Origin of the sequence: Polynucleobacter sp. es-EL-1 (assembly GCF_018687975.1) — a bacterium.
Lineage (GTDB): Bacteria > Pseudomonadota > Gammaproteobacteria > Burkholderiales > Burkholderiaceae > Polynucleobacter.
Map to the genome: position 1 here is coordinate 276,557 of NZ_CP061310.1, position 23,608 is coordinate 300,164.

Consider the following 23,608-nt stretch of genomic DNA (forward strand, 5'->3'; position numbering starts at 1 on the left):
CGCCTTTGGGCACGCAAAAAATATTCTCGCCTATATGTGTTTAAGATATCAGTATGAATTTCACTTTAGATCTGTTGCTAATCCCGTTTGCCTACTTGATTGGCTCGATTTCCTTTGCAGTGGTGGTGAGTAAGTGCATGCGCTTACCTGACCCCCATTCTTATGGTTCAGGCAATCCAGGTGCAACCAATGTTCTGAGGACGGGTAACAAGCTAGCAGCGGTCTTGACTTTGATTGGTGATGCGCTTAAAGGGTATTTCGCAGTTATGCTGGCTCGTGTTTTGCTTGGCGATGAATCCTTAACATCCACACTCAATTCTTGGTTATTGTGCGGTGTAGTGCTAGCAGTTTTCTTAGGCCATCTTTTTCCGGTATTTCATGAGTTTAAGGGTGGTAAAGGTGTAGCAACAGCTTGTGGCATTTTGTTTGGAATTAATTGGATATTAGGATTGGCCACCTTAAGTACATGGATTATTGTGGCGACATTTATGCGCTACTCTTCTTTGGCTGCATTAGCCGCTGCTATATTTGGACCAATCTATTTTGTATTTTTGTTTGGTTTTCAGCCCATGGGAATTGCCCTGCTGGTGGTCTGCTGTTTATTGATCTGGCGTCATCGCAGCAATATTCGTAATTTGATGAACGGTACAGAGAGTCGTATTGGCTCTAAGAAAAAAGGGCAATCATGACCATTGCTTATTGGTGTGTGCTTTTTATGGGACTATTTCCCTACATTGCCACTGGCATCGCTAAAAAAGGTTTTAAGGGTTATGACAACGGGATGCCACGCCAATGGTTAGCCGGGCAGACGGGCTTTCGGGCGCGTGCCAATGCCGCGCAAGCCAATCTATTTGAATCGCTACCCTTTTTCTTTGCTGCTGTGATCATTGCATCCATAGCAAATGCCCCACAAGAAAGAGTTGATCTTTTGGCAATGGGATTTGTTTTGATGAGAATCGCCTACTTGGTTTGCTATGTAGCTGATTGGCCAACGACGAGATCAATTGTTTGGTTGGCCGGCTTAGCGTGCGTAGTAACTATCTTTTTTCAAATCTAGATTAAGCATTTTCAGAAGCTTCTATATTTATTAACAATAGCAATAAAACGATTTATTAAAAAACGAGACAATGATTCATGGCAACTCAAAAGACACTAACCAAAAAAACTGCAGTAAAGAAGACTGCAATGACAAAAGGCGCACAGGAGCTCGCTAAGGCAGTAAGCAATAAACCAGCAGTTAAAAAGACGAGCGTGAACAAAGATGACGCGGGCACCCCTTTGTCAGTAGTCATTCGTCGACGCATTGAGGCTCAGAAGGCACGCTTTCATGCCAATGACAATATTTCTGCTTTTATTGAGCCTGGTGAATTAGAGGGCTTGGTAGATGAGGTGGCAGAAAAAATGCAAGCCGTGTTGGAAAGTTTAGTAATCGATACGCAGAGTGATCACAACACTAAAAATACCAGCCAACGCGTTGCCAAGATGTTTGTGAAAGAAGTATTTAACGGCCGCTATGTTGAGCAACCCACCCTCACTAAATTTCCGAATGTCAGTCGCCTTAATGAACTCATGATCATTGGGCCGATTACCGTTCGTAGTGCTTGCTCACATCATTTATGCCCCATCATGGGTCGTATTTGGATTGGTGTCCTTCCTAGCAAAGAATCGGCATTAATTGGCCTATCAAAGTATTCGCGCTTAACGGAGTGGGTCATGTGTCGCCCCCAAATTCAGGAAGAGGCGGTAGTTGAGTTGGCTGACATGCTGGAGAAAAAAATTAAGCCAATTGGTGTGGCCATTGTGATGGATGCGGATCACTTTTGTATGCAGTGGCGGGGAGTCAAAGATCGGGATTCAAAAATGGTCAATAGCGTTATGCGTGGCGCTTTCTTAAAAGACTCTAATTTACGTAGAGAGTTTTTATCGCTATTAGATAAGCGCTAGAACCTGGGTGGCGATCTTGCGTATCACACTCAGAGGGCGGATGATGTTTCTCGTCAATAGCGCTTTAATGTTGGGCGTTTTTACAGCATGCTCTACCTACCCAGACAACAATATTGACCCTGCTAAAAATAACAAAGCTACTTTTGAGCGGGATGCGATTGAGTGTGCTCAGGCCTATCCTGAAACTGGCTCAGGAGTTCATGTGCGCCAACGTATCAATTGCATGAAGCTCAAGGGTTGGCGCTAATCCTAGTCAAAAACCACAACCTTAAAGATTGATTTATTCTTTGAGAACAATTCTCAAGTAAATATCTATATAAATCAGTTACTTAAAAGATCAATACTCGAGTAATGTGATCTGTTCTATGATCCACTCAGATATCAATTTTGTTCTACCCCTACCATCTGGAGTTCATATGAAAAACGGTCGTCGCCAATTTATGATTTTGTCTGCTGCTGGTGCTTGCACCCTAGCGTTGAACGGTAAAGTTCAAGCGCAAGCAATGGTTTCTGAAACTGATCCACAAGCTGCTGCTTTGGGTTACAAGGCTGATGCTTCTAAAGTAGATAAAGCCAAATATCCAAAATATGCCGCTGGTCAAAAGTGCGATAACTGCGCTTTGTACCAAGGTAAACCTGGTTCAGCTGCTGGTGGTTGCTCTTTGTTTGGTGCTAAGCAAGTTGCTGGCCCAGGCTGGTGCTCTGCTTACGCTAAAAAAGCTTAAGTTACTTAGCTTCAATCTTAAAAAGGCTGCTCCGGCAGCCTTTTTTGTCACTCGCTTTAATATAAGCCCATATTCATCTTGAAACATTGCATTACCTCATGAAACATACCCTGCGGTATTACCTCAAACGCTATTCCTTCTATTTGGGGGGTGATCAGCCGCCAGTATCTTGGGTAGAGCGTATTCGTTCAGTGTTTGGGGCATTGATTGGCTTGGGCCTTGTTCTTTTAGTTGCTAAGTATTTACGAGATCTCAGTGGCTTAGATGAATGGCTCATGGCCTCTTTAGGTGCTAGTGCCTTACTAGTATTTGCTCTTCCCCAAAGTCCAATGGCTCAACCTTGGGCAGTGATCGCCGGTAATACGCTATCTGCTTTGGTGGGGATTTCTGTTGTGCATTTGGTGGGTGAGCCATTGATTGCTTTGCCCTTAGCAGCCAGCCTATCTATTTTGGGGATGTTTATCTTGCGTTGCTTGCATCCACCTGCTGCCGCAGTAGCGCTCATCGCGGTATTGGGTGGGATGTTGCATTACCGCTATGCGTTTTTCCCAGTAATGGTGGACTCTATTTTGCTGGTAATGGTTGGGGCGATTTATAGCAATTTAACGGGTAAAAAGTACCCTAATCGACCCTCTTAGTGCCTAAAAAGAGATATGGGTATAAGCCTGAGGGGGATTGATCCCCCTCACAACCTTATTTGATTTTGCCTGCTGCAATCGAGGCCTTGCAGTCCATGATGGCGTAATTTTGATATTTACCTGCGTTTTCTTTACGAATGGATTGCCCGCATTCAGTGAGCGAGTTGCGGAGATTGATTTTGGGAATATTGCCTGTAGACATTGTGGACTCCAAATAGCTGTTATTGACAAAAAATAAGGGTGATTCACCCCAATCAAAGTGTGCGCTATCTTGCGCTTCCAACATTTTAATAAATTTGTAGGATTTTGCGTATTTCGATAAATTAGGGTCTATCACCAAACCCCTATAAAATTGGGGCATCTTTACAAAAAGCATAAAGGTTTTGCAGACCCTATGGCAAAAGCCAACTCAGTAACTTCAGTGATTCCCGTCATTTTGTGTGGTGGCTCTGGAACTCGCTTATGGCCTTTATCCCGGTCTGGCTTTCCAAAGCAGTTTTTAGTGCTTTCTGGCGATGGTTCAAATCAAAGTCTCTTTCAGCAGGCGGTGGCGCGTATCCATTCGGTGGCTGGCCAGAATGTTTCTTTGGGTAAAGCACTTATCGTCACCAATGAAGAACATCGTTTTTTAGCGCTTGATCAATTGCGCGAAATGAAAGATGTTTCCGCCACTTTACTGCTTGAGCCTATCGGCAGGAATACTGCGCCAGCATTAACGCTGGCTGCTTTGTCAGCTATAGAACAAGGTGACGATCCTATTTTGGTGGTCACACCCGCAGATCAAACAGTAACTAATCCAGCTGTATTTACCAAGGCCTTGGCTAGCAGCATTGACATGGCGAAAGAGGGTGCAATTGCCATTTTAGGGATTACGCCTACTGCGCCAGAAACCGGTTATGGTTATATCAAGGTTAATGACGGTGCTGCAGGTGCTCCCTATACGGTTGAGCGGTTTGTTGAAAAGCCAAATGAACCCACTGCTAAGCAGTATCTGATAGAGGGGGGTTACTTTTGGAATGGCGGTATGTTTGTTCTCAAGGCTAGCGTCTGGCTCTCCGCACTTAAGGAATATCGCCCAGATATTTTGTCGGCAACCCAAGCGGCATGGCAGGCAAAAACAACAGATGCTTCTGGTGATGCGGTATTTGAGCGCCCAGCAAAAGATTTATTTAGCGCTATACCCAGTGAGTCTATTGACTATGCGGTCATTGAGAAATGTCCAGGCTCGCAATTTGCAATCAAGATGGTTGAGCTTGATGCCGGCTGGAATGATTTGGGCGCATGGGATGCTGTTTGGCAAGTAGGCAAGCAAGATGCCCAGGGAAATGTCACTAGCGGCGATACCTTGATTGCGAATTCTAAAAACTCACTAGTGCATGCCAGCAGCCGATTAGTCGCTGCAGTAGGTGTAGAAAATCTCATCATTATCGAAACAGCGGATGCTGTGTTGGTGGCTGATCGAAAAAATAGCCAAGATGTTAAAAATATCGTTACTCAGCTTGAGCAAGAAAAGCGCGAGGAGAAAAGCTTGCATCGCAAAGTTTCTCGTCCATGGGGTTGGTACGATAGTGTGGATGAAGGTGAGCGCTTTAAAGTCAAGCGTATCCAGGTCAAACCAGGTGCCAGCCTCTCATTACAAATGCATGACCACCGTGCCGAACACTGGATTGTGGTGAAGGGTACTGCTGAGATTACCAATGGTGATCAAGTGATCACGCTAACTGAAAATCAAAGTACTTTCATACCGCAAGGCCAAAAGCATCGCTTGGCTAATCCTGGTGGCACTGCCTTGGAGATTATTGAGGTCCAATCAGGAAGTTATTTGGGTGAAGACGATATTGTGCGTTTCGAAGATAACTATGGGCGTACTTTATGAGTTCTTCTCAAAAAAATATCCAGAAGCGTACCGCACTTATTTGTGGAGTCAGTGGTCAGGATGGCTCTTATTTAGCCCAATTTTTATTGGCTAAAGGTTATACAGTTTTTGGTACCTCACGTGACGCCCAAGGATCTTCATTTTCTAATCTTCAAAAATTAGGGATTAAAGATCGCGTTACTTGCATTTCGATGGTCCCAGAGGATTTTCGTAGTGTCTTGGTGGCTTTAAGAAAAAGTAGTCCTGATGAAATTTATTATTTAGCTGGACAATCCTCCGTTGGCTTGTCTTTTGAGCAGCCTGCAGAAACAATTCAGAGTATCGCTTTGGGAACCCTCAATATTTTAGAGGGTTGCCGGATGATGGATAAGCGCATCAAGATCTATCATGCAGGATCTGGCGAGTGCTTTGGTGATACCAAGGGAGAGCCAGCCGATGAAAAAACTCCTTTTTATCCAATGAGCCCCTATGCGGTGGCTAAAGCATCAGCGTACTGGCTCGTAAATAATTACCGTGATGCTTACGGTCTTTTTGCCTGCACAGGGATTTTATTTAATCATGAGTCTCCGTTGCGTCCAGAGCGCTTTGTGACGCAGAAAATTATCCGAGCAGTAAAGCGCATTGCCCAAGGCAGCGATGAAAAACTTGAGCTTGGACGTTTAGATATTGCTCGGGATTGGGGTTGGGCCCCGGAATATGTAGAGGCTATGTGGCTCATGCTGCAACAAGAAGCGCCCCAAGATTTTGTGATTGCGACAGGCACCACGATGACCTTAGAAGATTTTGTTAAAACTGCTTTTGAGCAAGTAAAGCTCAACTGGAGGGATCATGTAGTGCAAGATCCTAGCTTATTTAGACCTACAGATTTAGCAATTGGAAATGCCGATCCAAGTAGTGCTTTGAGAGAGCTTGGATGGAAGGCTACAACCTGTGGCGCTAAAGTGGTTGAAAAAATGTATCAATTAAGTTAATTAAGCATCATGAATACTATGAAAAATACAAAACAAAAAGTCGCCCTGATTACTGGCATTACCGGTCAAGATGGTTCATATCTTGCCGAATTTTTATTGGAAAAAGGGTATATCGTTCATGGTATTAAGCGACGCGCCTCCTCGTTTAATACCGAGCGTATTGATCATATTTACCAAGATCCACATATCAATCACCCTGACCTGGTACTCCATTATGGTGATCTAACCGATACCAGCAATTTAGTACGCATTATTCAGGAATGCCAGCCCGATGAGATCTATAACTTAGGCGCGCAGTCTCATGTGGCTGTATCTTTTGAGTCTCCAGAGTACACGGCTGACGTTGATGCTATTGGGCCACTTCGCATGTTGGAGGCCATTCGCATTTTGGGTTTAGAAAAGAAAACCCGTTTTTATCAAGCGTCAACTTCTGAGCTGTATGGTCTTGTACAGGAAATACCTCAGAAAGAAACTACCCCGTTTTATCCGAGAAGTCCTTACGCGGTAGCGAAGATGTATGCGTATTGGATTACAGTTAATTATCGTGAAGCTTATGGTATTTACGCTTGCAATGGTATTTTGTTTAATCATGAGTCTAAGCGACGCGGTGAAACTTTTGTAACCCGTAAGGTTACCCGTGGATTGGCCAATATTGCCCAGGGGCTTGAGAAGTGTTTGTTTATGGGCAACATTGATGCTTTGCGTGATTGGGGCCATGCTAAAGATTATGTGCGTATGCAGTGGTTGATGTTGCAACAAGACCAGCCTGAAGACTTTGTCATTGCAACGGGTGTGCAGTTCACTGTACGTGAATTTATTATTCGTAGCGCCAAGCAGCTTGGTATTACCCTCAAGTTTGAAGGTAGTGCCGAGAAAGAAAAAGCGCTTGTGGCAAGCATTGAGGGTGACAAAGCTCCGGCCCTCAAAATTGGGGATGTGATTGTGCAGATTGATCCACGCTACTATCGTCCCACTGAGGTAGAAACGCTCTTGGGAGATCCTACTAAAGCCAAAGAAAAACTAGGCTGGGTTCCAGAAATTACCCTTGATCAAATGATCGTTGAGATGGTGGCTAATGATCTTGAGAAAGCAAAGCAACACGCCCTCCTAAGCAAGCATGGTTATTCAGTAGCGGTTGGTAAAGAAAATTAATTAACAGGTCCTTAGCAGATATATTGCATATGCCTTCAGATTTAAGTCAAAAGATTTATGTAGCTGGCCATCGTGGTATGGTGGGTTCAGCCATTGTGCGCAATCTCCAGGCTCTCGGTTACCAGAATATTGTTACTCGAACGCATGCTGAAATGGACTTAACCGATCAGGCATCGGTAAAAGTGTTTTTTGAGCAAGAAAAGCCTGATCAAGTCTATTTGGCTGCAGCGAGAGTGGGTGGAATTTATGCGAATAATACTTTTCCAGCTGAGTTTATCTATGACAACTTGATGGTGCAAAACAATGTCATCCATCAAGCATTTTTGTCGGGAGTTAAAAAGCTCCTCTTTTTGGGGTCTAGTTGTATTTATCCAAAGATGGTGCCCCAACCTATGTCAGAAGATGCATTGCTGACGGGTAAGTTAGAGGCGACGAATGAGCCATATGCAGTTGCGAAGATTGCGGGCATCAAAATGTGCGAGAGTTATAACCGCCAATATGGGCAATCTCACGGGGTAGATTACCGATCAGTTATGCCTACTAATTTATATGGTCCTGGCGATAATTACCACCCTGAAAATAGTCATGTCATCCCTGCGCTAATACGGCGATTTCATGAAGCTAAGGTTGCCAACGCTCCTGAAGTGCTTATTTGGGGCACTGGAACTCCCATGCGTGAGTTTTTATATGTTGATGATATGGCCGCTGCCTGTACTTTTGTAATGAAATTGGAGAAGGCAAGTTACGATGAGCAGGTCGTGCCTATGCAAAACCATATTAATGTTGGTTATGGTAGCGATATCACTATTGCTGACCTTGCCAAGACTGTTGCTAAGGCAATAGGGTATCAAGGGCATATTGCATTCGACCCTTCAAAACCTGATGGCACGCCAAAAAAGCTGATGGATTCATCCAGACTTAATCGTATGGGGTGGAAGCCGAAGGTGAGTTTGGAGCAGGGGCTAGCCATCGCTTATCAAGAATTTTTACAGGGAAATAAGCGTGGCTAAAAAGATTGCGATTGTTATCCCGGTCTATCGAGAGGCGAAGTCGCTTCAATCGTTATATCAGCGTCTTGAATTGGTGACTTCTAGATTTACAAAATACAGCTGGGAATATATTTTTATTAATGATGGTAGTCCAGATAACTCATATGAAGTATTGGTTGCCTTGGCTGTAAAAGATCCTAAGATAAAAGTGTTAGACCTGTCGAGAAATTTTGGTAAAGAAATTGCTTTAACTGCTGGAGTTCATGAGGCTACCAGTTGTGATGCCGTGATTTGTATTGATGCAGATTTGCAGCATCCCCCTGAGTTGATTCCCAGGCTTGTCTATGCTTGGGAGGAGGGCGCTGAGGTGGTAGTGACCGTCCGTACAAGCACTGACCGTGAGCCACTACTTCGTCGCTGGGGTTCCTCTATTTTTTATTGGCTGATCAATAAGGTTTCTAGTTTTGAAATGATCCCTAAGGCTACAGACTTTCGACTTTATGACCAGAAGGTTGTCCTTGCGTTTGAAAGAGCGACTGAGCGCGAACGCTTATTTCGGGGCATCATGGATTGGATGGGATTTCGCAGAGTCATGCTTGAGTTTAAGGCTGACGCTCGAGAGCATGGCGAAGCTGGATATTCATACGTAAAATTATGGTCCCTCGCCATAAACAGTATTACCTCTTTTTCCTTATGGCCTCTTCGTTTGACTGGTTATCTTGGAGTACTTATTACTAGTGGTAGTGGTTTGCTCCTCCTTTGGATGGTGGGGAATAATCTTTTGACTAGCAAGACACTTTATACGCCTTTAGCGATCGTAGTTGTTGTAAATACATTCCTAATTGGTATTGTGTTGATGGCTGTCGGTTTGGTAGCTCTTTATATCGGCACCATTCATACAGAGGTCATTAATAGACCCCTGTATCTCATAAGAGAAAAGATCAATTTTGAAAGTCTCTAATTCCGTTTGCTACCTATTAGACTTTGCAGCGAAAGAATAGTCTGAAATTCCTATCTAATAATCGCCTCATTAGTTCTGGAGCACTTTTAACTGCCTCTGGTGTTTTATCTGCGGGATTGGGCTACTGCTATCAAATTCTTCTTGGCAGGCTACTAACCCCTACTGAATTCGCACTCTTTACTGCGGCTGTCGGTTTGGCTGTTTTTTCAAGCTCTTTGTTTGGGGCGCTAGGAATGTTAATTACACGGAGGGTTTCAGCTTTTAAGGCTGAATATACCGATGGTCTGCCAAGCGCTTATTTCTGGCGAATTCATATCTATATTGTCCTCGGTAGTATTGGCCTTTTAGGGGTTACTGCCCTTTTTATGCCATATCTAAAAGAGATGTTGCATTCCCAATCTGCTGCTTTGATATGGCTGATTTTCATTTATGTTGTTATGGCGATGTTCTATAGTGTTAACTATGCAGTTTTTCAAGGGCTGCAAAAATTCTATTCAATGGGAAATTTTTCTATTGGATCAATTATTTTGAAAATCATCCTAAGTATTGGGTTGATATATTTTGGATTTGGGGTTGTTGGCGCAATTGCTGGAATGCTTATTAGCATGATCATTACAGTATTTTTTGGTTTTTGGATTCTTGTAAGAAATCTCTCTGATCGACAGAATTTGACAAAAGATGTTCTGCCCAGGATTAATTTCCGATCTTTCATGGCTGTTTACCTATCAGGAATTGCTATTGCAGCGTTGACTCAGTTGGATACCGTTTTAGTAAATTGGTATTTCCCTGGCGATATTGCGGGTCAATATGCGGCGATATCTGTATTAGGTAAAGGGGTTCTATATCTTCCTGGGGGCTTGGTACTTGCCATGTTCCCGATGGTTGCCGAAAATCATGCCAAAGCTATTAATAGCAAAAAAATGTTATTTCAGGGCATCGCTGTCACTGTGATTTTATCTTTATTCGTCGTTGCTATTTTTATGATTGCAGGAAAGCCCCTACTGTCGGCGCTATACGGCAATCGATACTCCGATGCAACTGAGTTATTGCCTTTATATGGGTTGGCTATGGTCCCGCTGGCTTTGGTGATACTTGCAGAACATTACTTAATTGCTAAAGGCAAGGTGCTATTTGCATGGCTCTTTTTTGCTTTAGCCCCATTAGAGTTATTGGCCTTGCATTACTTTCATAGTGATCTTCGAAGTGTTATCTTCATCATTGGCGGCTTTGGTAGCGTCTTGGCGATCCTCGGCTTTTTCTTTATGTCAATTACTTTGCGAGATAAAAATAGCAACTAATAAGAAAATTATTTGGTTCTGTGCTGGAACCGCTGGGGAGTTGATTAAGTTATTTCCGCTTTTGCGGGAGGTGGATCAGTCTACCCATTTAACTTGGAGATTTTTATTTACCGGTCAAAGCCCAGTGAATTTCTGGAGACAGTGGCAAGATTTTGACTTAGATAATAATTTGGCCGTTAGTCTACAGGCGACAACGCGAGATCTACAAACGGCTTCGCAGGCGTTAGCTTGGTTTTTCAGAGCCGTTGTAACTGCCCCAAGCACGATGCGTAAGCAATGCATAAATGCATTTGGCGTATCTCCACAGGCTGGGGACATTTGGATAGTGCATGGGGATACCTTATCTACCCTTCTAGGTAGCATTTGGGCAAAGCGTAATGGCGGCATCATTGCTCATATCGAAGCTGGCTTGCGTTCAAAATATATCTTTAGACCATTTCCCGAGGAGATTAATCGTCGTTTGGTTTCAAGGCTGGCCAGTTTACATTTTCCCCAAGATGAGGTGGCAAGACTTAATTTAGTTTCTCAGTCTGTAAAGGGCGACGTCATCCCTACTCATGGAAATACCTTGTACGACGCTTTGGAGGTATTGAGGGACTCAAACTGGGGTGAGCCTTTGCCGGATTCCCCATTTGTAGTTGCCAACATTCATCGAAATGAAAATTTAAGCAGTACGGATCGATGGGAGTGTATTTTAGAGACGCTCTGCTTGGCAGCCCAAGAACAACCTGTTTATTTGGTAATGCATCCACCAACTGAATTGAAGTTAAAAATGGATTCGGCAGCCCATCAAAGGCTAGCTAAGGCTGGAGTAATTACATTACCTAGGGTAACTTTTCGTCGGTTTATTCAACTCATTAATAAGAGTAGGTATGTAATTTCTGACGGGGGGAGCAATCAGGAGGAATGCGCTTATCTCGGAAAGCCATGCCTAATCCTTAGAGAGGAATCGGAGCGAGTAGAGGGGTTGAATGAATCATGTCTACTTTCTAAATTTATACCCGAGAAAATCCATCAATTTTTAGCCTCTCCTGAAAGCTACGCTCGCTCAAAAACCATTTTCAGCAAAACGCCATCTTCAATTGTGGTTGGGGGATTGCAAGATGCCTATGCTAAGCGAGGTACAGCATGACATTACTGACCCCGGTTCCTTGGGATAAAAAGGCTTTGGAAAGGGATTGTTATGAAGTTTCTAATTTAGAGCTACATCGTCTTGAGGAGTTTAGAAATACGCCTGGGCACTTCACCCTCAGGATTGATCCATTAACGCCTGCAACACAGATTCAAAAATTTGGCTTTAGATATGTCGACACATTGATTGTGCCAAGATGTCATCAAGAGGATTTTTTAGCTTATCCTAATTCTGAAGTGTCTATTGCCAAGAGTATTAATCTATCAGATGTATCGGCCATCGCAAGCAATGCATTTGTTCATGGCCGTTATCACAGAGATAACTCAATTCCACATCATTTAGCTGAAAACCGTTATCAAAATTGGTTGACTGATTTATACGTGGCAGACAAAGTGCTTGGCATTGAGTATCAAGGTAGGCTAGCTGCTTTTATAGCAATCGAAGATTCAAAGCTGATTTTGCATGCCGTGCATTCCGAGTTGCGTGGGCAAGGCTTGGCTAAGTATTTATGGACCCCGGTTTGTGAGGAATTATTTGCAAAAGGATGCCCTACTATTGAAAGCTCAATTTCGGCTGCAAACCTAGCGGTAGTGAATTTATATGCAAGACTAGGCTTTACGCTGAAGTCGGCTCAAGATATTTATCACTTCCATAATGAAGTTGGAGGTCAAAGATGAGTAATGCACACATTCCCTTCAATTTCCCGCATTTAACTGGTGGTGAGATAATTAATATTGAAAAAGCGCATCAATTAGGGCGCTTGGCTGGGGATGGTTTTTTTACCAAAGAATGCCACCAGTGGATGAAAAGACAATTTGATCTGCCTGGGGCGTTGTTAACACATTCCTGCACGGCAGCTTTAGAAATGATGGCAATCTTGGCAGATTTAGAGCCTGGCGATGAAGTCATTATGCCTTCCTACACCTTTGTTTCTACTGCAAATGCCTTTGTCTTAAGGGGCGCCATCCCAGTATTTGTGGATGTGCGTCCAGATACACTCAACATTGATGAAACCTTAATTCAAAAGGCCATTAGCTCAAAAACTAAGGCAATAGTACCCGTTCATTATGCGGGCATTGCTTGTGAGATGGATGTTATTAATCAAATTGCAAAAGACCATCATTTATTAGTTCTGGAAGATGCAGCGCAAGGTGTTATGTCTACTTATAAGGGCCGTAGTCTGGGTGCATTAGGTCATTTGGGCGCCTACAGCTTTCATGAAACAAAAAATATCATTTGTGGTGAAGGTGGAGCGTTGACCATAAATGACGATCGTTTCCTTGAGAGAGCGGAAATTATTCGCGAAAAGGGAACCAATAGAAGTAAATTTTTTAGGGGCGATGTAGATAAATATAGTTGGGTAGATGTCGGATCCTCCTATTTACCTGGCGAAATCAGCGCTGCCTTCCTATTAGCTCAGCTTGATCAAGCTGAGCAGATTACTGATAAACGACTGATGATTTGGGGGCATTATCACGAAGCATTGCAAGAACTAGAAGAAAGTCATCACATCATTCGGCCGACGGTGCCAGAGGGCTGCGAGCACAATGCTCACATGTATTACCTATTAGTTAAGGATCTTGGTGTGAGAACTGCACTCATTGAGTATTTAAGAGAGCGGGGAATAATGGCGGTCTTTCACTATGTTCCGCTTCATACGTCTGAGGCCGGCAAGAGATTTTCAAAGGCGAGCGAAAAACTCAGTGTTACAGAAAATATTGCCGATAGACTTATTCGGCTACCGCTTTACTGTGATTTGAGTCAAGAGCAGATTCAGAAAATTATCACGTCAATCAAGCAGTTCTTTGTAAAGAAGGCTTGAAAAAAGTGATTCGTCTTAGCGTAGTCATTGCAACCTTTAATTCAGGAAAATATCTTGATAAGGTTCTCACAGCAATAGCAGATCAAAATTTTCCATGCAGTGAAATAGAAGTTATTTTGGTTGACGGAGGCTCTAGTGATCACACAAGAGAAATTGGAGAAAAATATTCTTGTCGATGGATAGAAAACCCTCGCACTGAACCTATCTACGCCAAGTATCTTGGTTTTCTAAATGCTCAGGGGCAGTATTTAGTCTACCTTGATCATGATGAAGTGCTGATGAATCCTTGTAGCTTTAGCAAGAGAGTAAAAGCTATGGAGGATTCCCAAGATATTAAGGCCATAGTTGTTTCGGGGTATGTGAATCCAAAAGGCCATCCCGTGATTAATGACTACATTAATGAATTCGGTGACCCCTTCTCTTTTTTTATTTACCGGCTATCAAAAGATGCAAGATTCTTTATTCCAACTCTCAGAGAGAGATATGCGGTTATCAAGGAGTCACAAGACATTATTATTTTTAACTTAGCGGGCGTGTCAGATTTGCCACTCATCGAGTTATGTGCTGGCGGTGGAATGATTGATAGGGCCTATTTCGAAGATCAGTTTAAGAATGAGTTATCTGGTCCAGAACTCATCCCACATTTTTTCTATTTACTAGCAAAACAAAAGGCAAGTCTGACGCTATCAAAGGGTGATGAGTTGGAGCATTATTCCGTTGATCGTCTCGCAAATTATTTGCGAAAGATAAAGTGGCGCATTAAAAATAATATCTTTTTTAAAGATCGTATGGGTGTCTCAGGATTCTCTGGTCGAGTGCAATACAGTTCTCAGTGGAATCAAATCAAGCCAATTCTGTTTATTCCTTATGCGCTCTTGGTGCTGCCGGCATTACTTGATAGTATTTATCTTTGCGTTACTAGAAAAAAGATTGGCTATCTTGCCCATGTTTTCTTATGTATGTATTGCGCCAGTGCAATTGTCATCTTTTCTATATTGAAGTTATTTGGATATAGTCCAAGCCTGAAAAGTTATGATGAAAAGAAAAGCATCCCATTAAATTAAGCAGATTTTAAAGTGACTAAATTTCAAAAATGCTTTGATATGGCTGACAAAAGATTAGGGGGATTAATCTTTATTGTTGTATGCCTGGCATACCTCTCCAAAGTCATCTATGCACTATATTTTTCAACAGCTGACTTTTTGGCGGCTACTATTGCTGATGATGGCTTTTATTATTGGTTAATTGCCAAAAATTTATGGCAACTTGGAATGTCATCTGCGGATTATGGTCAAACACTGACCTCGGGATATCATCCGCTGTGGGCTTGGCTGTTAATGCCCCTGACGGCTATTGGTGGATCGCAAATTCAGGAAATGAGAATTTTTATAAGCCTCTCAGTATTGATTTCGATTCTATCTTTTGTCCTAATGTATAGAATTTTCCCTGCCAACCAGATTGCAAAGTTTTTTGTGTATGGGTTAGTAGTAAGTGCATTTAGTTTTCAGATAAATTCTATGTCTGGGCTGGAGTGGCCATTAATTCTTCTGTGTAATGTTATTTATTTCTATTGTTTACTTAGGGTCGGCACACCTTTGCTGATTTTTTTAGGGTTGGGTGTGTTTGCATCTCTCTCAAGAACAGATTTTGGTGCAATTCCTCTTATTGTTTTTATAGTTTCTGCAGTTTTTTATTACTTTAATAAAGATAAAAAAACATCTTATCTGATGAAGGCTAGTCTAGCTACATTACTAGGCGCCACAATCGGGTTAATAATAACCTTTAGCTACTTTTACCTTGTAACCGGTCAATTCTCTCAGGGCAGTGCTTTAGTGAAGCATATGTGGGCAAAGGAAGGATTTCTCACTCCGCTATCTATCGTTTTTCAATTTGCACGGGCATTATTTTTTATTCCAGACATGCCACATTCTGTAGTTGTGTATGTGCATGAACATACTGCACAGTTACTATTTGCATTTTTTGTTTCATTTTTTTTGGTTCTGCTAGGGCTCTATAAAGTGCGGCTGACCATTAAATCGATGAATTTTAATAATCACAATATTGTTTTAATTGTATCGTCACTATTTATATTGGTTTTCTATTTGCTTTTCTATGGGCTAAATACGGTTGAGGTTCAGCCCTGGTATACGGCCCAAATTATTATCCCCTTAGTATTTTTATTGTTGCAGCTTATTACTTTTATATTTGGTCAGGGTTCTTGGTCTTTCATGCGACCAGTTGCTACTTTTGTCTTTCTGCTCTCTATAAGCATGAATTTAATTACATCATTCTTGAATACAGAGGCATTTCCAGATCAGATAGAGCTTAAGAATCTGGGCAACTATTTGATCGTGAACCAAGAAAAGCAGATTGTTGGTTATAGTGGAAACGGAGTTGTCAGTTTTTTTGGCGGCCAAAGGGTGATTAATCTTGATGGATTAGTCAATAATGAGATATACGCATATATGCCAAAAAATTTACCATGCTATTTACTGGACAAGAACATTAAGGTTTATAACGGATTTGGCGCCTCAGAGCGTTTCTTTGGGCTTGATTTAACATCAATAATGTCATCGCCCCTTAAGGGATCGCCTCTCCCTATGTATCTTGTGGATGAAGAAAAGATTCGAGCAACTTATGGTTGTTTATCAAAATAATTGAAGCCGTGAAAAATCAATCCCTAAAAAACTCTGAACCGATTGTTGTTGATCTAGACGGTACTCTTATTTATGGAGACTGTCTGCATGAGCAATTAAACCGAGCCATTTTTTTTCATCCCTTAATTTTAGTTTCAGCTATTTGGCAATTACTTCAAGGCAAGGCTAAATTTAAAGAATTTCTTAGTAAAAATTTATCAATTGATGTAACCCTACTCCCCTATAACGAGGAACTTATTGCATGGCTTAAGGAGAAAAAGGAAGAGGGTAGAACGCTGGTCTTGGCTACGGCTAGTAATCAAGAATTGGCTAGAAGAATTTCAGATCACGTTGGAATCTTTGATGCGGTGCATGCCTCTAATGATTTAGTGAATTTGAAGGGTAAAGCTAAGGCTCAATTACTAAATCAGGTATACGGTCAATATGAGTACATAGGAAATTCAGGGGCTGATTTATACGTATGGCAGGATGCCGTGAAATCATATTATGTTGGTAAATCTCAGAAAATAATTACCGCACTTAAGGGGCAACAAAATTTTGCTGGACAGTTTAAAGCCAGAGGTTCTGAATTTAAAAGTTTTATTCGTGCATTAAGGCCCCATCAATGGCTTAAAAATATTCTCGTATTTGTGCCAGTTGTCATGGCCCATCAATTATCTTTCTATAACCTTTGCTCTACATTCATTGCATTTTTATTATTCTGCGCAATTGCTTCTGCTGGTTATTTAATTAATGATTTGTCAGACGTAGATTCTGATAGGGAAAATAAGCATAAGAAAAAAAGATCTTTTGCCTCGGGTGCCATTAGCCTCCCTTTTGGGTGGATAGTCATACCCATTTTATTGGGATCCTCACTTTGGGTTAGCTTCACCTATTTGCCATACCAATTTGCATGTTCTGTAATTCTCTATTTTATCCTCACAATTCTTTACACTAAGGTACTCAAAGGCTTCCCAAATATTGATGTATTTACTTTGGCGTTTTTATACATCTTAAGAATTCAGGCCGGCGGTTATGCTGTAAATATTTCACTATCTTTTTGGTTGATTACTTTTTCCCTTTTCTTTTTTATCAGTTTGGGTATGTTGAAAAGATTCTCAGAACTTCTAGAGTTCAACAACTTTGAGGCTGTTCTTCCAGGCCGGGCTTATAAGAAGAATGATGCAGCTTTTATTGAATCGGCTGGTATTGCAAGCGGTTACATTGCAATTGCTGTTTTAGCTTTGTATATAAAAGATCTCAACATCTCAAATCTCTATCAATCACCACAATATATTTGGTTTGTTTGTCCTGTAATGCTGTATTGGATTACAAGGGTTTGGTTTCTGGCTCAAAGAGGTGAGTTGCATCACGACCCTGTCTACTTTGCCGCAAAAGACCATGTCAGCTGGTTATTGACCGCCATAATAGCTTTATGCTTTGTAATGGCAAAAATTTATTAATGGGTACAAATCAATCAAAATTTTTATGCATTCAAATTTAACAAAAGGAATACTGTGCTGATTTCAGGTTGGGGCCGAAATATATGGGTAGATGCATCCATAAGCTCGCCCCCAAATTCCCTTGGCCCCATAAATTTAGAGAAGCTTTCATCGGCCATACCAAGAGGACTAGGAAGGAGTTATGGAGATAGCAGCCTAGCTCAGAATGTAATATGCCTAGAAAATAATAATTTACTTATTCATTTTGATGATGAGACTGGTATTTTAGAGTGTGAATCAGGTGTTTCACTTTTTGAATTAAACAATATATTTATTTCGAAAGGTTGGTTTTTACCTGTAACTCCAGGCACTCAATTTATTACAGTTGGCGGTGCGATTGCCTCCGATGTACATGGAAAAAATCACCATATCGATGGAACCTTTTCCAATTTTATTATTGAGTTTGACCTATTATTGGGTAATGGGGAGGTTATAACTGTTGGTCCAAGCAGTTATCCTGAATTATTTAAGGCAACGTGTGGGGGTATGGGTTTAACGGGAGTAATCCTTAAGGCAAAAATTCAGCTAATTCCAATTCAGTCTAACTTTATTCTTGAAAGAAAAATTGCCACCACCAATCTATCTCAAACGATGCATGCTTTTGAGCTGTATGCAAACGCAAAATATGTGGTTGCATGGGTTGACTGCTTTGCCAAAGGAAGTCATTTGGGGAGATCAATATTGATGGTGGGCGAGCACTCAGAGGCAGGGGGCTTAGATGAAAACCAATTTACTCAGTATGAATTTCCGCATTGGGCACCAAAAGGGCTGCTCAATGGATCGGTACTTAGGGCATTTAACTCTTGCTACTATCTTAAGCAGAAGTTGAGTAAGTGCGAAATTTTAGTCCCTTTACGTAAATTTTTCTATCCTCTTGATGCAATCAAGGGGTGGAATGTAATGTATGGAAAAGAAGGGTTTTTACAATACCAATTTGTCTTGCCTGAAGAGGTTGGAATGGAGGGATTGCGCGACATTCTTCGGGAAATTTCCGAAAGTGGTCGCGGATCTTTTCTTGCGGTCTTAAAAAAATTTGGACCAAAAAATTCGAATTACCTATCTTTCCCCCTGCAAGGCTATACACTAGCTTTGGATTTCAAAATCGACCCAGGCTTGTATCAATTCCTAGAGCGGCTTGATATATTGGTGGGTGCGTATGGTGGGAGAGTTTATTTGACTAAAGATTCGCGAATGAGTGAGAAGATGTTTAAGGATTCCTATCCAGAGTGGCCTGTATTTCAATCGGTGCGTGAAAAATATCACGCAATCAATAAATTCTCCTCATTGCAGTCTGTTCGTTTGGGGTTGTAATGAAATCAATACTTATAGTGGGTGGCACTTCAGGAATTGCTAAAGCATGCTGCAAGATTTGGGCGAGTCGTGATAATTATCATTTTATTCTCGCAGTGCGAAATGAAGAGTTGGGCAGACTTGTAGCAAACGACTTAACAATACAATACCCAAATTCACAATTTTCTGTATCTAGCTTAGATTTCTTAGATCCAAAAGCTATCTATTTATTTATTACCGAGATTTTCGCGAGAAATCCGGTAAATATTGCGCTGATAGCACAGGGTGTGCTTCCTGATCAAAAGCAATGTGAGATTGACTTAGAAGTGGCGAGAGACTCAATAGCGGTAAATCTGCTATCGCCTATTTTATTTTCTGAATCTGTGGTGGGCTTAATGTTAAAACAGGGACACGGGTCTCTTGGAATTATTGGCTCGGTTGCTGGTGATAGAGGAAGGAAGTCAAACTATATCTATGGGTGCGCTAAAGGTGCTCTTGAGAGATATTGTGAGGGTTTAAGACATCGTCTCTTTAGAAAAAATATTTTCGTGAGCCTTATAAAACCTGGGCCTACGAAAACAGCAATGACTTCACATTTGGTGGGTGGTAACATCGCCTTATCAAATGTAGATGATGTTGCTGCTATTATTATTGATGGTATTGGCTCGAGAAAAAAGATCATTTACTGTCCAGTAAAATGGAAGATTATTATGGCAATCTTGCGCGTTATACCAGAGTCAATATTCAATCGATTAAACATATGAAAAGCAGAGCATATATAGTATCCAAAAGGTGTGGTGTATGGGCTTTAGCTTTTCTACCCTTTCTTCTGCAACTTAAAAATATTTTCAATGGGAATATTCTTAAGGGTGGATTTAAGTATTGTCAAGATTGGAAAAAGTACGCGTCCCTAGCTCAGGCAGATGCATTTAAGCTATCTCTTTTTTCATCCTACCCAATTTTTACTGATGCAAATGATGAGGCTGGCGTTATGCCAACACATTATTTCTTGCAGGATCTATGGGCTGCCAGGAAGGTTAATGAATCGAAGGCAGACGTCCATTTTGATATTGGTAGTCGCTTAGACGGTTTTATTGCACATTGTTTATCTTTTACTAAGGTGACGATGCTTGATATTAGGCCTTTGGATATTCGGTTGAATGGTCTGAACTTTATTCAGACTGATTGCACCGATATGAAAAATATTCAAACTGACTCTTTGAAATCTATTTCATCATTACATGCACTAGAGCATTTTGGTCTAGGACGCTATGGCGACCCAGTTGACCCAATTGCGCACATTAAAGCTATCAATGAAATTCAAAGGGTTACTGCGCCAGGAGCGAATATATATATATCAGTACCTGTTGGCATCGAAAGGCTAGAATTTAATGCGCAAAGGGTATTTGATGCAAAGAATTTTTCCAACTATTTTGATAAATGTTCTTTGCTTGAGTTTTCCTACATTGATGATGAGGAAAAATTAAATCAAAATGCATCGCTAGAGGAGTCATCAACTCTTTACTATGGATGTGGTTTATTCCACTTTATAAAAAGTGCAAATTGATACCCTAATTCTCTCTTGTGATCGGTATAGCGATCTATGGGATGGTTTTTTTTATCAGTTTCAAAAATTCTATTCGATAAAAGGAAAAGTATTTTTTGGTTGCAATGAGTTGTATCCAAAAAATGTTTATGGGCGAGAAATTTCGGTCCTTCATTCGGGGGAAGATTTGGGGTGGGAGTCCAGTTTTAGAAAAATTTTGAATCAAATTGATTCTGAATATCTGCTAATTACTCTTGAGGATCTTTATTTAAATGCTCCAGTTAATGAATCAGTGCTTGATGAGGTTTCCAAACTTATTGATTCTGGGGTGAAGGTTAATCACGTTAAGTGCACTAATGCCATTAAAGGTGAAAACTCGGCAGGAAGATATCTTGCTGATATTAGGCCCGAAACTCCATACAGGGTGACCCTATGCGGAATTTGGAATAGAAGATATCTATTGGGTCTTCTAAAAAAAGGGGAGTCCCCCTGGGATTTTGAGGTTAATGGTAGCAATAGATCACGAAAAGATGGCGGATTCTATGCCGTAAAAACTTCAATCTTAAGTAATGTAAACATGGTTGAAAAAAGTTTGTGGATAAGATCGGGATATAAATGGGCGATTGAGAATCAGATCCCAGTTATTGGAAGCTCCAGAAAATTTAAGTCTTTTTCACAAGAGGTTCTTTCTATATTAAGAGACAACTACTTCAATCTGATGATGAAGGTGCCTTTATCATTCAGGATGCAGATTTACTCTTTTATTAAAAAATACTTGGTTATACATTAGCATCTTGTTTACACAAAACGAAAATAAACTACTTCGAAGATGCTTTCCGGGGCTAGTTACCCTCACCATTTTTTTGCTAGTTTTTATGCCGGGCCCAACAGATTGGGCAAACTCCTTTTTTCTTGATCACGATTATCCTTTTGATTTCTACAGCTGGCGCACACTCTATATCTTCGAGAGTACAGGTAGACTCTCTTCTCTTGCTCTAATAGGGCTTCTTCCAAACGTATTAATCTCGAATATTGTTGGGAGTCAATGGGCTTTCGTACAATCTTTTGTTGTCAAAATAGCGCCGCTCTTCGTCTTTACCTATTTAATTACTAAAGCACTTCTCTGTTGGAAAAAAAGCTTATCAACAAAATGGACTGATTACCTTTTTATATTTTTAGTCATTTTTTTACTCCAATTTAATTTATTGGGTCAGATGCTCATGAATTCCGGCATCTTTTACAACTTAATGTTTCAAGGCTGCCTTTATTTGTTTGCCTTCCATTTTTATTGGTATAAAAAAAATTCAAATTCAATATTTTCACAGAGGGGGGTGTATTTATCTGCCCTGATGCTGCAAACTGCAATCATAATAGGCTCCTTAGTTATCCCCGTTGGTCTTTATCTTGCAATAATTTATTCAGAAAAAATAAAAAGTGTTGTTAGTAAACATAATATTTTTGTATTAGTTGGCATAGCTATTTCTGCGGGATTGTTTTTACTTATTACAAGATTTCAAAATATTAGTCTTGATACAGGAATTGATGAAGTAGGTAACTTCGTGCTAAATAGGGGTTATGAGAATATTGCAGGTGGATATTTCTATCAATTTATTGGCTATTCAAATTGGGGAATTTATACCGGCTGGAGTGATAGGCTAATTGGCGGTTTTACTTCTTATTATCAATTGCCGAGCTATCAGATTGCACTTTTTTTAGTAAACGGCACATCAGTTTTTTATTTAATTAAGACAAAAAGTTATCGCATACTGGTCCTTCTTGCCTGCTTTATTTTTTTTGCAGTTGGATCACAGCCTCCTTTAGGAGGCATTTTTGTTTGGCTAGTTGATAATATTCCCGGCTTTCAGTCCATTAGAACCCCAGATAATAAATTTGGCCCGCTCATTCAAATTATTCTTCTTATATGTTTAGTTGATTCATGGTCTTGGTATAGGAGGGTTGGGCGCAATTTAATCTTGCTAGCCTTGTTATTGGTTGCGACAATTAATATTTCTCCCATATTGAGTGGAAGTGTAATTTTTGGGAAAAATAGTCAATTTGCACCTTCATCAACCTTTGTGCTGGACTTAAATTATGAGAAAAAATTGCTCGGCTTTATCAAGCCTGATGATTTTTTAATGGTAATTCCCGGTAATGGAAATTTTGATCATCCATCCGGTAGGGTTGGGTTTTTAGACCCTCTTTTTCATATGCACCAAAATGTGATTTCTTACAATGCTGCCAGAGCGGATGCCCAGTCAAAGTATGCGCAAGCCCTGAATTCTGAAGATTATAGTAATTTGAAGAATGTGAATGCGATTGTATTAAGGAAGTCTGAAAAATTCTTAGGCCAAAAGAAGCTTGAGAGTGATGGATTTCATAAAATTTATGAAGATGATTATTCTTCGGTTTTTAGAGCCCCACCCAAAGTTGTCGCTCTGTCGTATCAGGCTAAGTATCTTGTTTATATAGCATTGGTGGGCGCATTCCTTTACGGATTTTTAATGTGGTTGATATATCGTTTATTTAATGAGCAAAAATAATTACCCATCAATCATTGCATTTTTGATTGCTGCAAGTTTAACGGCCATTTTTTGCTTTGCGCCAATTATTCAGTGGAATGTGTTGTATTTAAATCTCTCATCAGGTAATTTCTATTTTTATCCACTGGTATTAAAAGCTTTTAATTTCTGGGGGGGGCGAGGCTCCAATTGTCAATGGACTAAGATTTTCTCTATTGGTACTATTACTCTGCTATCTGACTAAATTTCTTTTACTGAAACCAAGGAGATTGCAAAACTCTCTCATTTTTTTAGTCGTTATTGCGTCGTCAATTTCATTTGCAACCGGCACCTCTTTTTTTAAATTTTCTAGTTTATGTGCAATTCTTCTTATAGGGCTTGCCCAATTCTCAAGAAGGCGTGGCAGTTCAGTTATTTTGATAGCTTTGGCACTCTTGGCAAATATTGTTGTGACATTGCCATTAGGAATTGGTTTGTGTTTGGTAAATCGATATCGTCAATTTGGACATATTTATAGACTGAGATTCTTTCTTGTCATGATTGATGCGGCATTATTGGCTGGGGTATTATTTCTCGGCTCTGCTTTATTGGCTCGCTGGGGCTAATC

Annotated in this window: 25 protein-coding genes; 24 read left to right on the forward strand and 1 reads right to left on the reverse strand. The window is 40.8% G+C overall.

Going from position 1 to position 23,608, the window contains the following annotated elements:
* Positions 1-53 precede the first annotated feature (53 nt).
* The 6 genes from plsY (at position 54) to FD974_RS01525 (ending at position 3,307) form a co-directional block, all read left to right on the forward strand.
* A complete protein-coding gene (plsY, locus tag FD974_RS01500; RefSeq protein WP_215365150.1) occupies positions 54-689 on the forward strand; it encodes a glycerol-3-phosphate 1-O-acyltransferase PlsY in 636 nt (211 codons plus the stop codon).
* Complete coding sequence (locus FD974_RS01505) at positions 686-1,057, forward strand: MAPEG family protein (protein WP_215365153.1); 372 nt, start codon at positions 686-688, stop codon at positions 1,055-1,057. Before plsY ends, FD974_RS01505 begins: the two co-directional genes overlap by 4 nt.
* 128 nt (positions 1,058-1,185) lie before the next feature.
* Complete coding sequence (gene folE, locus FD974_RS01510; protein ID WP_215366535.1) at positions 1,186-1,944, forward strand: GTP cyclohydrolase I; 759 nt, start codon at positions 1,186-1,188, stop codon at positions 1,942-1,944.
* A 16-nt stretch (positions 1,945-1,960) separates the two neighbouring features.
* Complete coding sequence (locus FD974_RS01515) at positions 1,961-2,191, forward strand: hypothetical protein (RefSeq protein ID WP_215365154.1); 231 nt, start codon at positions 1,961-1,963, stop codon at positions 2,189-2,191.
* A gap of 169 nt (positions 2,192-2,360) precedes the next feature.
* Positions 2,361-2,669, forward strand: coding sequence for a high-potential iron-sulfur protein (locus FD974_RS01520; protein WP_215365156.1), 309 nt, complete (start codon positions 2,361-2,363; stop codon positions 2,667-2,669).
* A 98-nt stretch (positions 2,670-2,767) separates the two neighbouring features.
* Positions 2,768-3,307, forward strand: a complete 540-nt coding sequence (locus tag FD974_RS01525; protein WP_215365157.1) for an HPP family protein — start codon at positions 2,768-2,770, stop codon at positions 3,305-3,307.
* Between the two features lie 55 nt (positions 3,308-3,362).
* Here FD974_RS01525 and FD974_RS01530 read toward each other — a convergent pair whose 3' ends face one another.
* A complete protein-coding gene (locus FD974_RS01530; RefSeq protein ID WP_215365159.1) occupies positions 3,363-3,593 on the reverse strand; it encodes a hypothetical protein in 231 nt (76 codons plus the stop codon).
* Positions 3,594-3,701: 108 nt separating this feature from the next.
* On the opposite strand from FD974_RS01530, the gene FD974_RS01535 reads away from it, so the two are divergent.
* The 18 genes from FD974_RS01535 to FD974_RS01620 all read left to right on the forward strand — a co-directional run bounded on the left by FD974_RS01535 (position 3,702) and on the right by FD974_RS01620 (position 23,606).
* Positions 3,702-5,183: a mannose-1-phosphate guanylyltransferase/mannose-6-phosphate isomerase gene (locus FD974_RS01535; protein ID WP_215365161.1), complete on the forward strand. Its 1,482-nt coding sequence runs from the start codon at positions 3,702-3,704 to the stop codon at positions 5,181-5,183.
* The gene (locus FD974_RS01540) at positions 5,180-6,154 is read left to right on the forward strand and encodes a GDP-mannose 4,6-dehydratase (protein WP_215365163.1); all 975 of its coding nucleotides are present in this window, start codon (positions 5,180-5,182) and stop codon (positions 6,152-6,154) included. The genes FD974_RS01535 and FD974_RS01540 overlap by 4 nt, the downstream gene beginning before the upstream one ends.
* 18 nt (positions 6,155-6,172) lie before the next feature.
* Entirely contained in the window at positions 6,173-7,306 is a 1,134-nt protein-coding gene (gene gmd, locus FD974_RS01545) for a GDP-mannose 4,6-dehydratase (protein ID WP_215366537.1), read from the forward strand.
* 29 nt (positions 7,307-7,335) lie between these two features.
* A complete protein-coding gene (locus FD974_RS01550; protein ID WP_215365165.1) occupies positions 7,336-8,316 on the forward strand; it encodes a GDP-L-fucose synthase in 981 nt (326 codons plus the stop codon).
* A complete protein-coding gene (locus FD974_RS01555; RefSeq protein ID WP_215365166.1) occupies positions 8,309-9,256 on the forward strand; it encodes a glycosyltransferase family 2 protein in 948 nt (315 codons plus the stop codon). Before FD974_RS01550 ends, FD974_RS01555 begins: the two co-directional genes overlap by 8 nt.
* 23 nt (positions 9,257-9,279) lie before the next feature.
* Positions 9,280-10,554 carry an oligosaccharide flippase family protein gene (locus FD974_RS01560; protein ID WP_215365168.1) on the forward strand — a complete coding sequence of 425 codons (1,275 nt, stop codon included), beginning with the start codon at positions 9,280-9,282 and terminating at the stop codon, positions 10,552-10,554.
* Between the two features lie 70 nt (positions 10,555-10,624).
* A complete protein-coding gene (locus tag FD974_RS01565; protein WP_215365170.1) occupies positions 10,625-11,686 on the forward strand; it encodes a UDP-N-acetylglucosamine 2-epimerase in 1,062 nt (353 codons plus the stop codon).
* Positions 11,683-12,363: a GNAT family N-acetyltransferase gene (locus FD974_RS01570; protein ID WP_215365172.1), complete on the forward strand. Its 681-nt coding sequence runs from the start codon at positions 11,683-11,685 to the stop codon at positions 12,361-12,363. The genes FD974_RS01565 and FD974_RS01570 overlap by 4 nt, the downstream gene beginning before the upstream one ends.
* A complete protein-coding gene (gene rffA, locus FD974_RS01575) occupies positions 12,360-13,508 on the forward strand; it encodes a dTDP-4-amino-4,6-dideoxygalactose transaminase (RefSeq protein WP_215365174.1) in 1,149 nt (382 codons plus the stop codon). The genes FD974_RS01570 and rffA overlap by 4 nt, the downstream gene beginning before the upstream one ends.
* 5 nt (positions 13,509-13,513) lie before the next feature.
* Positions 13,514-14,572 (forward strand): glycosyltransferase family 2 protein, encoded by a 1,059-nt coding sequence (locus FD974_RS01580; RefSeq protein ID WP_251374674.1) that lies wholly within the window; start codon positions 13,514-13,516, stop codon positions 14,570-14,572.
* A gap of 12 nt (positions 14,573-14,584) precedes the next feature.
* Positions 14,585-16,165, forward strand: a complete 1,581-nt coding sequence (locus FD974_RS01585; protein WP_215365179.1) for a hypothetical protein — start codon at positions 14,585-14,587, stop codon at positions 16,163-16,165.
* A gap of 8 nt (positions 16,166-16,173) precedes the next feature.
* Positions 16,174-17,607: a UbiA family prenyltransferase gene (locus tag FD974_RS01590; protein WP_215365181.1), complete on the forward strand. Its 1,434-nt coding sequence runs from the start codon at positions 16,174-16,176 to the stop codon at positions 17,605-17,607.
* A 54-nt stretch (positions 17,608-17,661) separates the two neighbouring features.
* Positions 17,662-18,957: an FAD-binding oxidoreductase gene (locus FD974_RS01595; protein WP_251374630.1), complete on the forward strand. Its 1,296-nt coding sequence runs from the start codon at positions 17,662-17,664 to the stop codon at positions 18,955-18,957.
* Positions 18,957-19,700 carry an SDR family NAD(P)-dependent oxidoreductase gene (locus tag FD974_RS01600; RefSeq protein ID WP_215365183.1) on the forward strand — a complete coding sequence of 248 codons (744 nt, stop codon included), beginning with the start codon at positions 18,957-18,959 and terminating at the stop codon, positions 19,698-19,700. The genes FD974_RS01595 and FD974_RS01600 overlap by 1 nt, the downstream gene beginning before the upstream one ends.
* Positions 19,697-20,503 (forward strand): DUF268 domain-containing protein, encoded by an 807-nt coding sequence (locus FD974_RS01605; protein ID WP_215365185.1) that lies wholly within the window; start codon positions 19,697-19,699, stop codon positions 20,501-20,503. Before FD974_RS01600 ends, FD974_RS01605 begins: the two co-directional genes overlap by 4 nt.
* A 196-nt stretch (positions 20,504-20,699) precedes the next feature.
* The gene (locus FD974_RS01610) at positions 20,700-21,272 is read left to right on the forward strand and encodes a hypothetical protein (RefSeq protein WP_215365187.1); all 573 of its coding nucleotides are present in this window, start codon (positions 20,700-20,702) and stop codon (positions 21,270-21,272) included.
* Between the two features lie 85 nt (positions 21,273-21,357).
* Positions 21,358-23,022, forward strand: coding sequence for a hypothetical protein (locus tag FD974_RS01615; RefSeq protein WP_215365189.1), 1,665 nt, complete (start codon positions 21,358-21,360; stop codon positions 23,020-23,022).
* A 413-nt stretch (positions 23,023-23,435) separates the two neighbouring features.
* A complete protein-coding gene (locus FD974_RS01620) occupies positions 23,436-23,606 on the forward strand; it encodes a hypothetical protein (protein ID WP_215365191.1) in 171 nt (56 codons plus the stop codon).
* Positions 23,607-23,608 lie beyond the last annotated feature (2 nt).

Bases quoted from the DNA above. Each gene is read 5' to 3' on its own strand.
- FD974_RS01525 (WP_215365157.1), top strand. From the start codon at position 2,768: ATGAAACATACCCTGCGGTATTACCTCAAACGCTATTCCTTCTATTTG.
- FD974_RS01520 (WP_215365156.1), top strand. From the start codon at position 2,361: ATGAAAAACGGTCGTCGCCAATTTATGATTTTGTCTGCTGCTGGTGCT.
- FD974_RS01505 (WP_215365153.1), top strand. From the start codon at position 686: ATGACCATTGCTTATTGGTGTGTGCTTTTTATGGGACTATTTCCCTAC.
- rffA (WP_215365174.1), top strand. From the start codon at position 12,360: ATGAGTAATGCACACATTCCCTTCAATTTCCCGCATTTAACTGGTGGT.
- FD974_RS01535 (WP_215365161.1), top strand. From the start codon at position 3,702: ATGGCAAAAGCCAACTCAGTAACTTCAGTGATTCCCGTCATTTTGTGT.
- FD974_RS01530 (WP_215365159.1), bottom strand. From the start codon at position 3,593: ATGTTGGAAGCGCAAGATAGCGCACACTTTGATTGGGGTGAATCACCC.
- FD974_RS01550 (WP_215365165.1), top strand. From the start codon at position 7,336: ATGCCTTCAGATTTAAGTCAAAAGATTTATGTAGCTGGCCATCGTGGT.
- FD974_RS01540 (WP_215365163.1), top strand. From the start codon at position 5,180: ATGAGTTCTTCTCAAAAAAATATCCAGAAGCGTACCGCACTTATTTGT.
- FD974_RS01600 (WP_215365183.1), top strand. From the start codon at position 18,957: ATGAAATCAATACTTATAGTGGGTGGCACTTCAGGAATTGCTAAAGCA.
- folE (WP_215366535.1), top strand. From the start codon at position 1,186: ATGACAAAAGGCGCACAGGAGCTCGCTAAGGCAGTAAGCAATAAACCA.
- gmd (WP_215366537.1), top strand. From the start codon at position 6,173: ATGAAAAATACAAAACAAAAAGTCGCCCTGATTACTGGCATTACCGGT.
- FD974_RS01605 (WP_215365185.1), top strand. From the start codon at position 19,697: ATGAAAAGCAGAGCATATATAGTATCCAAAAGGTGTGGTGTATGGGCT.
- FD974_RS01570 (WP_215365172.1), top strand. From the start codon at position 11,683: ATGACATTACTGACCCCGGTTCCTTGGGATAAAAAGGCTTTGGAAAGG.
- plsY (WP_215365150.1), top strand. From the start codon at position 54: ATGAATTTCACTTTAGATCTGTTGCTAATCCCGTTTGCCTACTTGATT.
- FD974_RS01615 (WP_215365189.1), top strand. From the start codon at position 21,358: ATGCCGGGCCCAACAGATTGGGCAAACTCCTTTTTTCTTGATCACGAT.